Origin of the sequence: Streptococcus mitis, assembly GCF_946190335.1 — a bacterium.
GTDB lineage: Bacteria > Bacillota > Bacilli > Lactobacillales > Streptococcaceae > Streptococcus > Streptococcus mitis_CH.
This window is the reverse complement of the sequence record NZ_CAMHZN010000004.1, coordinates 199834-212557: the sequence shown is the minus strand read 5'-3', so window position 1 is coordinate 212557 and position 12724 is coordinate 199834. Positions and strand designations below refer to the sequence as shown.

The 12724-nt window shown below is 41.4% G+C and carries 8 protein-coding genes; 2 read left to right on the top strand and 6 right to left on the bottom strand.

What is annotated here, in order from left to right:
* On the bottom strand, positions 1-3464 hold a 3464-nt coding region (gene pclA, locus N8O43_RS07485), incomplete at its 3' end, for a pneumococcal collagen-like adhesin PclA (RefSeq protein WP_261089953.1).
* A gap of 219 nt (positions 3465-3683) precedes the next feature.
* Here pclA and pclR point away from each other — a divergent pair.
* The gene (gene pclR / locus N8O43_RS07480; RefSeq protein ID WP_261089952.1) at positions 3684-5168 is read left to right on the top strand and encodes a virulence transcriptional activator PclR; all 1485 of its coding nucleotides are present in this window, start codon (positions 3684-3686) and stop codon (positions 5166-5168) included.
* Positions 5169-5219: 51 nt separating this feature from the next.
* On the opposite strand, the gene yaaA is transcribed toward pclR, so the two are convergent.
* From yaaA to N8O43_RS07455, 5 genes are all read right to left on the bottom strand, one after another.
* Complete coding sequence (gene yaaA / locus N8O43_RS07475) at positions 5220-5948, bottom strand: peroxide stress protein YaaA (RefSeq protein WP_261089951.1); 729 nt, start codon at positions 5946-5948, stop codon at positions 5220-5222.
* Between the two features lie 78 nt (positions 5949-6026).
* A complete protein-coding gene (locus tag N8O43_RS07470; protein WP_033681539.1) occupies positions 6027-6191 on the bottom strand; it encodes a DUF3953 domain-containing protein in 165 nt (54 codons plus the stop codon).
* Between the two features lie 178 nt (positions 6192-6369).
* Positions 6370-7965 carry a hypothetical protein gene (locus tag N8O43_RS07465; RefSeq protein WP_261089949.1) on the bottom strand — a complete coding sequence of 532 codons (1596 nt, stop codon included), beginning with the start codon at positions 7963-7965 and terminating at the stop codon, positions 6370-6372.
* Between the two features lie 11 nt (positions 7966-7976).
* The gene (locus tag N8O43_RS07460; RefSeq protein ID WP_261089948.1) at positions 7977-8387 is read right to left on the bottom strand and encodes a peptide deformylase; all 411 of its coding nucleotides are present in this window, start codon (positions 8385-8387) and stop codon (positions 7977-7979) included.
* Between the two features lie 117 nt (positions 8388-8504).
* A complete protein-coding gene (locus N8O43_RS07455) occupies positions 8505-11201 on the bottom strand; it encodes a cation-translocating P-type ATPase (protein ID WP_261089947.1) in 2697 nt (898 codons plus the stop codon).
* Positions 11202-11508: 307 nt separating this feature from the next.
* On the opposite strand from N8O43_RS07455, the gene mntE reads away from it, so the two are divergent.
* Positions 11509-12693, top strand: coding sequence for a CDF family manganese efflux transporter MntE (gene mntE, locus N8O43_RS07450; RefSeq protein ID WP_261089946.1), 1185 nt, complete (start codon positions 11509-11511; stop codon positions 12691-12693).
* Positions 12694-12724: the final 31 nt, after the last annotated feature.

Genomic DNA, 12724 nt, shown 5'->3' with positions numbered 1-12724 from the left:
TTACCTTCTGTTGTTGGATCAACTTTGCCGTTCAATACGTCTTTTCCGTCGCGTCCATCACGGCCGTCACGTCCTGCAGGTCCTTGTGCTCCATCACGTCCGTCGCGTCCCGCTGGTCCTGGTACACCTTCACGACCGTCACGTCCTGCAGGTCCTTGCGCTCCATCACGTCCTTGAAGACCTTGAGCACCCTGTTCACCCTTAGGTCCTTGTAGCCCTTGTGGTCCTTGTGGTCCTGCAACTCCGGCTTCACCTTTTAGACCTTGAGGCCCACGAATGTTACCAATCTTATCCCAAGTTCCGTTTTCTTTCTTATAAACATCACCTGTAGTTGCATCGATATAAGTGTCACCATCTTTACCATCATTTGATGTTGGTGGTTTAGGTCCACTTAATAGTTCAGCACCATTACGTCCGGCTGCACCTGCTGCACCATTGGCACCGTCTGTACCATTATAAATTGGTTGTTTAGCAATTAATTCATCTATACCTTCATCGTATCGACCATTACCATTGTTATCAAAGTACGCTGTAATAAGAGTACCTTCTCTTGGTTTTTCTGCTGGTGCTGTAGATGGGGCGTCTGCTAAAGCTCTTCTTACTCTTCCGCTTCTTTGATTGTTTAATCTTGCTGCTGCTTCAGCTAAGGCATTTAAGTCGATGGTTGGTGTACGTCCATCTTTACCATCTTTAATGTTAACTGTTACAGGTTCTTCACCAGGAATAGTAAATGTAATATCAGTACTACGGCCGTCTGCTCCACGAGCAGTTGTGATTTTTGGAGTTTTTCCGTCACGTCCCGCTGCTCCTGTTTCACCACGGTCTCCACGTTCGCCTTTTTCACCTTGCGCTCCGGTTAGACCACGTTCGCCTTGGTCCCCTTTTTCACCTTTAGCACCATCTGCAATTACAACTTCTTTTAGTTTTATATCTCCTGCATCAAATTCGTTGTTATCATTTTGGTCATAATAGAAGATAACTGTTGTTGTTTTATCTGCGTCATTTCGTTGAGTCGCAACTAATGGACTTGCGCCATCGAAACCATCTCTTACAACAGTACTTGTAACATTACCTCTACCGTCGTTAATAGTGATAGTATGAGTGCCGTCATTTTTATTATCTTTAACGGTTACGGTTGGAGTTACACCGTCACGACCTGCCTGACCTTGTGCCCCAGTTAGACCACGTTCGCCTCGGTCTCCTTTTTCACCTTGTGCTCCAGTCAGACCGCGTTCACCTTGGTCTCCTTTTTCACCTTTGGCACCTTGTGCTCCGGTTAGACCGCGTTCGCCTCGGTCTCCTTTTTCACCTTTGGCACCTTGTGCTCCGGTTAGACCGCGTTCACCTTGATCCCCTTTTTCACCTTTGGCACCTTGTGCTCCAGTCAGACCGCGTTCACCTTGGTCTCCTTTTTCACCTTTAGCACCTTGTGCTCCGGTTAGACCGCGTTCGCCTCGGTCTCCTTTTTCACCTTTGGCACCTTGTGCTCCAGTTAAACCGCGTTCGCCTCGGTCTCCTTTTTCACCTTTGGCACCTTGGGCTCCAGTGAGACCGCGTTCGCCTCGGTCTCCTTTTTCACCTTTAGCTCCAGTTAGACCGCGTTCGCCTTGGTCCCCTTTTTCACCTTTAGCTCCTTGAGCTCCAGTTAGACCGCGTTCGCCTCGGTCCCCTTTTTCACCCTTGGCTCCATCTTTAATAGCAATTTTTTGAACAAGTTCGTCTACGCCTTCAGTATAAACACCATTTCCATCGTTATCAAGATAGAAAGTGAGGTTATTTGTATCACCAACTTTATTTTGATCAACACGTGGTTTTACTGTATCGATTAACTCTTTAGCCACACCAATTTGCATAATACGTGGCTTAGCTTCTTTAGTAACAGAATTACTAATTGGCAATCCTAGGATTGTTTCATTACCAAATCGATGGACTTTATAGGTAATTTGACGTTGTCCTTTTTCACCTTCTCGAACTAATCTAGTTTGACCTTCTGGTAATTTACTAGTTGGAAGGTAGACTGTTTGGAAGTCAATGTCTTCTGAAACAGTCTTATTATTAGTACCACCATAAGGGTTTGCATCCAAGTATAGTGGGTTTGCTCTATGATAATAGTTGGAGTTACTGTATGGGTCATTGCTAGTAGCGGCACCACCACCACCTTGGTCCACGTTAAAAGTAACAGGTTTCAAACGAACAGACAAATCACCATTTGGATTATTGATTGGCAAACTAAATCTGATTGTTTGTTCCATATTTGTTGAAGTAGCAGAGGTCATACTGTATCCTGAGTGAGATACGAAGTTGGCACCCTGGCTAATAGGTTTTGATTGCTCTCTTAATCTTGGAGTTGTGATAGTTGCATTTGAAGGATTTCCAAATCCATCCCCTTTATCCAAGATAAAGTTATTATTAACAAATTCACCTGGACCAGAGTATTTAATTGTGAAATTCAATCTATTACCTTGACGTACTGTTGTTACATCGTAATGAATTGAATTACCACCACGTGAGTTCCCATAACCACGGAAACTATAACTACGACCACCTTGACTAATATCTGCAAATGCAACTGTATTTCCAGAACCTGATACAATTGGATTGGCTGGATTGCTAGCCGCTCTAAAGCCACTATGCCCTTTATCCAAGTCTTCCTTACGGATAGCTGGATTTTGGCGAGCATCAGAAAGGCTCAAACCTGGTTTCGAGATTTCATTAGTAGATTCTGGAGCTGAAGTTGTTTCTACTTTGGCAGGTGCATTAGTTGCTAAAACGCTACTATCAACAGCTGAACGGTCAGTCGTTGTTGCAGCTGGCTTAGCTTCTTCTTTGGCTTCTGCTACGTCAGTTTTCTTCACTACAGGTGTTTCTGATACTGTTCCTTTATCAGAGTTAGAACGAAGTTCTAGCCCAATAATAGCTGATTGGATAGATGACTCTGCTGCTGATACTTCAGATTCAGTCGCATCTGCTTTCCCAAGCAAGCTTTGACCAGCTTGGATACTTGCTTGCAAGTTAGCAGCACTTGCTTCTATATATAACTTGCTTTCTAATTTTTTAGCACGCGAAAGAGCTGTTAACAATTTCGACTTGTCAACAGCATCTTGATGACTTGCTTCTTTTTTGTCTTTTGCTTCTTCAACTTTTTCTGCTGGTCTAGTAGCTTCTTCAGTTTTAGCTGGAGTCGTTTCTACTGGGTTAGCAACAGTTGGAGCTGCATAAGTTGTTTCTTTTTTAGGTGTAGAAACTTCTGCTGGTTTAGTAGCTTCATCTACCTTATCAACAGAGACACTATTAGTTGCCTCAGGATGTTGTTCCTCTGCTTGTACTGATTGCGCATTGGCAGCAGTTCCCAAGACTAAGGCTGTCCCGAGCAAGACACTAGCCGCACCAAAGTGATACTTACGAATAGAGTATCGTTGTTGCATGCTATACCAGTCAAATGATTTCTTATGTGTATGTTTCATTTTAAACTCCTAGATAGTATTTTATAGTTTACAATTTACAACTATTTGAGGCATTAATCAATATTATCTATGAAATTAATATATCTGATTTTTGTACCATGGAGCCATATTTTTTTTTTTTTTTTTTTTTGAATTTAATGTACATATTTTTAATTCTTGTTTTTTTGTACAACAGAATCATAATTATGATACAATATAATTTAGGAGGAAATTACCTACATGCGAAACCTTTTATCCACAAAAGATCAAAGACAATTACGCTTAATGGAAATCTTAATTCAGAATCGTAATTGGATAAGATTACATGCACTTGCCGAAAAATTAGGATGTACAGAACGAATCCTAAAAAATGATTTAAATGAATTACGAACAGCTTTCCCAAATATTGACATCCAATCCTCCGTTAACGGAATTATGATTGATTTAGATGTTAACACTAGTGTGGAAGACGTTTATCAATATTTTCTAGCTCATTCCCAATCTTTTCAATTACTAGAATATATGTTTTTCAATGAGGGCCTGCCTATTTATCGAACGATAGAAAATCTTCACTCAAGTAGTGCTAATCTCTATCGATTAGGTCGAAATATTACAAAAAATCTATCATCTCAATTCCAAATTGAATTATCTTTTACTCCAACTGAGATACATGGGAATGAAACTGATATTCGCTATTTTTTTGCCCAATACTTTTCTGAGCGCTATTATTTCCTAGACTGGCCTTTTCCTGACCTTCCTGAAGAGGATTTAACAGAGTTTGCTGATTTCTTCTATAAAATCACGAATTACCCGATGCGATTTTCAATTTATAGAATGTACAAATTGATGATAGCTATCAGTATTTACCGCATCAAAAATGGCCATTTCATCGATGTACCAAATCATTTTAACGATGAATACTATCCTCTTTTGATGAATATTCCAAATTTTGAAGAGGTACTAGGCCATTTCTCTGAAAAATTGGGACTGGAATTGACTCCAGATATCATTGCACAAATTTTTATTTCCTTTATTCAAAGTAACATTTTCTTAGATCCTCAAGAATTCTTCAACTCTTTAGAAAAGAACAGTGAAGCAAGATACTCTTACCAATTACTTAGTCAAATATTAGAACGCCTATCAAAACAATATAAGATTACTTTTACCAACCACGATGAGCTTATTTGGCATTTACACAACACTGCTTTCTTTGAAAGACAGGAAGTCTTTTCTACCCCAATCTTATTTGAACAAAAAGCATTGACGATTAAAAAATTCGAAGTTTACTTCCCAGACTTTATGGGGAGTGCTCGTCAAGAACTGGCTCAATACCGTCAAGCAATTGGACAGCATGACCATCCTGAACAGTTAGAACACTTGATGTACACTATCTTAACCCATGCTGAAAACCTCTCTACTCAGTTGTTAGAGAATCGACCACCTATCAAGGTTTTGATTATTAGTAACTTTGACCATGCTATATCCCTTACCTTTGTTGATATGCTTTCCTATTACTGTAATAACCGCTTTACCTTCGATATTTGGGATGAATTGAAAACAAGTCCTGAGATTTTAAATCAGACAGATTACGATATCATCGTGTCTAATTTCTATATTCCAGGGATTACCAAGAAGTTTATTTGTCGAAACCATCTGTCAATCATGGATTTGGTTAATCATCTTAATACTTTATCAAATGAGATTCATTTATCCAATACTTTATAAGTTATCAAAAAAGTCAGCATAATCGTGCTGACTTTTTCTTTTATCTATTTTCTATACTTCCTTTACAAAAACCAATTCCTGTTGCTGGGACAGGTCTTCTCGGTAGTTAAATCCTGCAAAGCTTAAGCGACGAGCTTCCTCCACCGTCTGTACTTGATTTTCTATCATGGCTGTCAGGAAGGCACCACGCGCTTTCTTGGAAATAGTTGAATGAATCTTCAACTGACCACCTCTATCCTCCATGAATTTGAAGGTCACCATTTTTTCTCTGATTTCCTTAGAAAATACAGTCTCAAATTCTGATGACAAAAGAGAGAAAATCACTTCTTCCTTCTTCAGAGCTTCATCATAAGCTGCATTCCAATGGCTCTTCAAAGTCTTACCTGCGACTTTTAACTTCATCAAAAAGTCCAAACGGTGAGGCGCCATAGGTGATAAGGCTGGAACAACACCGTACAAAGCCGAAGTAATAAAGACATGATTTTCAAGATAGGCTTGTTCTACCTCGGTCAATTTATCTCGCTTGATATGGCGATACATAAGCCCATCAAAAAGTTTCAGAGCTGGATAGTGTTGAGCAGTTTGCCTTTTCAAAGCTTGGACATGTTGAAATTCCTCCGCTGCCTTCTCAGCTGAAACCTTGTAAAAACTCTCCAATTGACTAGCAGAATAGAGGGCCAAGGCATCCAGCACGGCCTGACTTTCTGGTCTTAAAGGAGTTGACTCGATACTTGGCAAGTCTGTGTTCATTTCTTTTGCTGTTGGGATTAAAATTTTCATATTAATAGTGTAGCATATTTTTTAGCCACTACCAAGAAATTCATCTAAAAAACCTCGGTTTGAACGAGGTTTTTCTGTTTATTTTGGCCATCCTAACCAGACAGCCACGAGAACAAGGGTTGTGCCAGCTAAACTTGTTAAGATAGATAAGAATGTATCTTTTTTCTCCTTGAACTGAGAAAAACCTATCTTCAAAACGAGCAATCCCAGTAACATTGAAGCAACCATCACATAAAAACCCATTTGTTTGTCCTCCATTAGTATTAATTTACCTTATTATAACTTATACTTTCTAAGAAAACCTATTTTTATACTCAATGAAAATCAAAGAGCAAACTAGGAAGCTAGCCGCAGGCTGCTCAAAACACTTTTTGAGGTTGCAGATAGAGCTGACGTAGTTTGAAGAGATTTTCGAAGAATATTATTGTACTTTAAAAGTCTTGAGATAATTGTCTTTTCCTACTTGACCTTCGAAGGTTTTACCATTTTCAAGATAAGGGAGGTCATCTGATACAGAGGCCTTGACCTTGTAAATCTTGCCATCAACTTTAAAGAAATATACGGTGTCGCCCTTGATAACAGCTGATTTGAGGTCTGCCACCACACCCTTAATGCTTTCTGTTGTTTCATTATCAATTTCAAGGTCGTTTTTATTGGCGTACTTGCTGAGCAGTTCTTCTACTGTAGTAGCTACGATAACATTTTGGTACTCGACTGCATCAACCAAGGCGTACTCTTTGACCAAACCAGCATTGTCCTTCAAGCCCATGATGTACAGAGGCTTGTCATTGAGGTTGATGAGGATTGGGAAGGTTGCTTTGTAGGATTTCTCCTGAACAGCACCTTCTGCTGATTCACGGGCCGATTCTTCAGTCGCAGAAGCCAAGCTGTATTTGGTTATTTCTCCTGTGCGCATATTTTCAAGGATAAAACCAAGATTACTTTCATCTGCATTGGCCGACGTCACACCTGTGTAGAGGTAGATGTCATTACCGATAGACAAATAATTATAGCCCTTGGTAGTCTGGGTCACGTTTTTCTTGGAAATCATAGCATTCCAGAAACCGTCCTTGTACTTGCCGTTGTAGTTAATTTGCTCAATAGTTTCCTCAGCTGGATAGACCCTGTCCACCCATTCTGGAACATCCGACAAGTTGTATTCCTTGGTGTCTCCATTTGTGGCATCCAAGATAATGACTGAAACAGGACGAGGAACTGCAAGTCCAAATTGCTTTTGGTAAACTGTAGTCACATAGAAAGGATTGCCCTCATCGTCCACCTCAAAAGATGGAGACTTGAATATTTTAGTTGGGTACTTCAAGCGCAGGTGACGTTTGACATCACGGTTAAAATATTCCGAGTCTGAATATTTGATTGGTGTCTTCAAGTCCACCAAGTCCGCATTTCCAGTCACCATGTCTACCTTGATATACTCGCCGATTCCCTTGGCTTGATTATTAAACCACTTGATAGGATCTGCATATTCTAACGGTGTAACCCGATAAGGTTTCCCATCAATCGTCAGTTGGGTATAGGTGTCTGCCGCCACGTATTGCGACACCTTATCCGTTAGGGAACCCAAGTAGCGGTCGCCAATTTTTTCAGCAGTACTTCTATCTAGGATAGGAACCTTACTGGTGTCACTCTTAGGAAATTCAGTAAACTCTTTTTCCGTAACCGTGACTACATTGGCATAATTTTTAGCCTGAAAAATGCTAGAAGTCACCAAGGAAACCAAGCCAGCCAAGAGCAAAATTCCTCCAATAGAAGCTACAAGAATTTTCCCTAACCGATTGATTTTGACATCCTCTAGATTTAAGGCAGCTTCCGCCTTGCCGTGACGAACATGAACCGTTTTGACCAGATTGATTCCTCTGCCAAAGCCAAATAAAACTGCTACAACCAGCAAATGCCCACAGAGGAAAAAGAGAAACTCCCAGCTGGTCAGGTTAAGAGGCGGTAAAAATATATACCAGGTCGTTGCGATAAAAATAAGTTCGAAGACTATTCGTTTCATTTGCTTTCCTCCTAAATGATTCGTCCTTCCAAATGATCCAGTTCATGCTGGCAAATCTGAGCTGGAAAGCCTGTTAAGGTCATGTTCTGTTCCTGCCACTTGCTGTCACGATAGGCAACACTTATGGTTTCATATCGCTTAGTAGGTCTCACACCCGTCAAGGACAAACAGCCTTCCTCTGTCTCATAAGACCCTTCAGAGGACAGGAGCACTGGATTAAACATGACCACAGGAACCAAACCAAGATTAAAGATAATCACACGCTTCTGCACCCCAATCATATTGGCAGCCAGACCGACACAAATCTCACGATTTGCTAAGAGTGTATCCTGCAAATCTCTGGCAAGATAAAGGTCTTCCTGACTTGCCGGCTGAGATACCTGAGATAAAAACAAAATATCCTTCACAATTTTCTTTTCCACTTCCTCACACTCCTCTTGTTTTTTACTATATTATAGCAATTATAGCACAAAAGACGGCAACTGCAAGCCCTTTCCCTCAACTGTAGCAAAAAGCCATCCGAAGATGACTTTTTCTTTTTAAATCGCATTCTTGTCAAAGCCAAGTTTGCGTTGGATAAATTTAACGATTTCGACAATAATAATCATTGATAAGCTTCCGCCTATAACGATTCCCCATTGTGACAAGTCTAGTTTGGTTACGTGGAAGATTCCTTCAAGCGGTTCTACGACGATTGTTGCCATGAGAAGGATGAAGGATACCAAGATGGACCAGTTGAAGGTCTTAGACTTGAATGGGCCAACTGTCAAGATGGATTGGTAAACAGACTTGACATTATAGGCATGGAAGAGCTGAATCAAACCAAGGGTTGCAAAGGCCATAGTAAGAGCATCCGCATGAATGGCATGATTGTCACCCACATGAACTGGGTAAAGAAGGGCAAGACCATAAACACTCATAACAATAGCTGCTTGGAGTACACCTTGATAGATGATAGAACTCAAAACACCACCTGAGAAGAAGCTTGCCTTGCGTCCACGTGGTTTATGGTTCATGACACCAGGCTCCGCAGGTTCAACACCAAGAGCGATAGCTGGGAAGGTATCCGTTACCAAGTTGATCCACAAAAGATGAACTGGCTGTAAGACATCCCAACCAAACAAGGTTGATAGGAAGATAGTTAATACTTCAGCAGTATTGGCAGAAAGCAGATACTGAATAGTCTTTTGAATGTTTGAGAAGACCTTACGTCCTTCTTCAACTGCAACAATAATAGTCGCAAAGTTATCATCTGCAAGAATCATGTCAGAAGCCCCCTTAGAAACCTCTGTACCAGTGATTCCCATACCGATACCGATGTCGGCTGTTTTCAGAGCTGGCGCATCATTGACACCATCACCTGTCATGGCAACGACTTTACCTTGTTTTTGCCAAGCCTTGACGATACGAACCTTGTGTTCTGGAGATACACGGGCATAAACAGAGTATTGACCAACTACTTTTTCAAAGTCTTCATCTGACAGTTCGTTGAGCTCAGCACCAGTTAAAACGTGTCCTTCTGTATCATTTGCATCGATGATTCCCAAACGTTTGGCAATAGCTTCTGCAGTGTCTTGATGGTCACCCGTAATCATGATTGGACGAATTCCCGCTTCCTTAGCCACACGAACAGCCTCAGCAGCTTCAGGACGTTCAGGGTCAATCATCCCAATCAAACCAGTAAAGATTAAATCATTTTCAAGCTCTTCAGAAGTCAGGTTTTCTGGAATGCTGTCAATAATCTTATAAGCACCTGCAAGGACACGCAAGGCTTGGTGGGCCATTTCAAAATTGTTTGTATGAATGAGGTTTGTAACCTTCTCATCAATCGGAGCAATATCCCCAGCCTTATCACGAAGAACACAACGTTTCAAGAGTTGGTCTGGCGCACCTTTAACAGCGACGAGGAAGCGTCCATCTGCAAGTGGATGAACTGTTGACATGAGCTTACGTTCAGAATCAAATGGCAACTCAGCCACACGTGGATATTTCTCTAAGAACCCTTTGACATCGTAGCCCTTGTCCAAGGCATATTGGATGAAGGCTGTTTCGGTTGGGTCACCAATCAGGTTGCCTTCAACATCAATTTTCGTATCATTGGCCAAGACAACTGAACGAAGAAGGGGCATTTCAAGACCTAGTTCAATATCATCAGCTGAGTCATGTAGGACTGCATCGTAGAAGACTTTTTCGACGGTCATCTTGTTCATGGTCAGCGTGCCAGTCTTATCAGAAGCGATGATTTCAGTTGAACCAAGTGTTTCTACTGCTGGCAATTTACGAACGATAGAGTTTCGTTTGGCTAAAACTTGAGTACCAAGGGCAAGAACGATAGTTACGATAGCTGGTAGCCCTTCTGGAATTGCTGCAACGGCAAGCGCAACAGAGGTCATCAACTCACCGAGTGGATTTTTGCCTTGAATGAAAACACCAACTACAAAAGTAACAAGGGCAATGACCAAGATAGCATAGGTCAAGACCTTAGAAAGGTTGTTCAAGTTTTGTTTGAGTGGTGTATCCGTCTCATCCGCATCTTGGAGCATACCCGCGATATGACCAACTTCCGTGTACATACCTGTATTGACAACAACACCAAGACCACGACCATAGGTCACGTTAGAGTTTTGGAAGGCCATGTTGACACGGTCCCCAATACCAGCATCTGCAGCAAGTTCAACTGTCAAGTCTTTTTCGACTGGCACAGACTCACCTGTAAGAGCTGCTTCTTCGATTTTAAGAGAGTTGGCTTCAAGCAAACGTAGGTCTGCTGGTACTACATCACCTGCTTCGAGGGCAACGATATCACCTGGCACCAATTCTTTAGAGTCAATCTCAGCCATATGACCATCACGAAGAACGCGGGCAGCTGGACTAGACATAGATTTGAGGGCTTCGATAGCTTCTTCTGCTTTTCCTTCTTGGTAAACACCAAAGGCAGCGTTGATGATAACCACGGCTAGGATGATAATGGCATCTGCGATATCTTCCCCACCAGAAGTCACAACTGACAAGATTGCTGCCGCAACTAGGATAATAATCATCAAATCCTTAAATTGCTCGATGAATTTGACCAGGATTGATCGTTTCTCGCCTTCTTCGAGTTCATTGTGGCCAAATTCGGCAAGGCGCTTTTCTGCCTCACTTGATGACAAGCCTTGCTCGGTCGCATCCACAGCCTGCAAGACCTCTTCAGGACTCTGAGTGTAAAACGCTTGGCGTTTTTGTTCTTTTGACATGTGTCTCCTCCTTGACATTGTGTGCAAAACAGACTCTCTTTTCCCTCATCGTATCTTTTCACGACAAACAAAAAGAGACCTGTTAATCATAACAAGTCTCGCTGTTTAAGATAGTGCCGGAAAGCATACTTTTCAGTATAAAATTCGGAATGACGACACTATCACAGGTTTCTGCCAGCTACTCCCTTGAGTAGTACTATTATACCAAATTTTGAAAAGTTTTCAAAGAGTAAAAACTGCCTTATTTGAATTTTCCCTTGAAAACCAGTATAATGGTAAAATGCTATGTGACTAGAAAGGAAGTTGAATGAAGCAATCTATCTCAAATCTCAAGTTAGCTGAGCGTGGGGCCATTATCAGTATTTCGACCTATTTGATCTTGTCTGCAGCGAAATTAGCAACTGGGCACCTCCTCCATTCATCCAGTTTGGTGGCCGATGGTTTTAACAACGTGTCGGACATCATTGGAAATGTGGCCCTCTTGATTGGAATCCGGATGGCACGCCAGCCTGCTGACCGAGACCACCGTTTTGGCCACTGGAAGATTGAAGATTTGGCTAGCTTGGTCACTTCTATTATCATGTTCTATGTTGGCTTTGATGTTCTAAGGGATACCATTCAGAAGATTCTCAGTCGTGAAGAAACAGTCATTGACCCTCTTGGTGCAACCCTAGGAATCATTTCTGCAGCGATTATGTTTCTAGTTTATCTCTACAATACTCGCCTCAGTAAGAAATCCAACTCCAAAGCACTGAAGGCCGCAGCAAAGGACAATCTTTCTGATGCTGTTACCTCACTTGGTACTACTATTGCCATCCTAGCTAGCAGTTTCAATTATCCCATTGTGGATAAACTGGTTGCCATTATCATCACTTTCTTTATCTTGAAGACTGCCTATGATATCTTTATCGAGTCTTCCTTTAGTCTTTCAGATGGCTTTGACGACCGTCTGCTTGAGGACTATCAAAAGGCCATTATGGAAATTCCCAAAATTAGCAAGGTTAAATCTCAAAGAGGTCGCACCTACGGTAGCAACATTTACCTTGATATTACGCTAGAAATGAATCCTGACTTGTCTGTTTTTGAGAGTCATGAAATCGCGGATCAAGTCGAGTCTATGCTGGAGGAACGTTTTGGAGTCTTTGATACCGATGTCCATATCGAGCCCGCACCTATTCCTGAGGATGAAATTTTAGATAACGTCTATAAAAAATTGCTTATGCGCGAGCAATTGATTGACCAAGGAAATCAACTGGAAGAACTCTTGGCTGACGATTTTGTCTATATTCGTCAAGATGGAGAGCAGATGGATAAAGAGGCCTATAAAGCCGAAAAAGACTTGAATTCCGCTATCAAGGATATTCAGATCACTTCCATCAGTCAGAAGACCAAACTCATCTCCTATGAGTTAGATGGTATCATCCATACCAGTATCTGGCGTCGCCACGAAACTTGGCAAAATGTCTTTCATCAAGAAACTAAAAAAGAATAGAGAAATCCTGTCATGAGACGGGATTTTTCTA

Excerpts from the sequence above, each read along its gene's own strand:
- N8O43_RS07455 (WP_261089947.1), bottom strand. The coding sequence starts at position 11,201 with ATGTCAAAAGAACAAAAACGCCAAGCGTTTTACACTCAGAGTCCTGAA.
- pclR (WP_261089952.1), top strand. The coding sequence starts at position 3,684 with ATGCGAAACCTTTTATCCACAAAAGATCAAAGACAATTACGCTTAATG.
- yaaA (WP_261089951.1), bottom strand. The coding sequence starts at position 5,948 with ATGAAAATTTTAATCCCAACAGCAAAAGAAATGAACACAGACTTGCCA.
- N8O43_RS07465 (WP_261089949.1), bottom strand. The coding sequence starts at position 7,965 with ATGAAACGAATAGTCTTCGAACTTATTTTTATCGCAACGACCTGGTAT.
- mntE (WP_261089946.1), top strand. The coding sequence starts at position 11,509 with ATGAAGCAATCTATCTCAAATCTCAAGTTAGCTGAGCGTGGGGCCATT.
- N8O43_RS07470 (WP_033681539.1), bottom strand. The coding sequence starts at position 6,191 with ATGGGTTTTTATGTGATGGTTGCTTCAATGTTACTGGGATTGCTCGTT.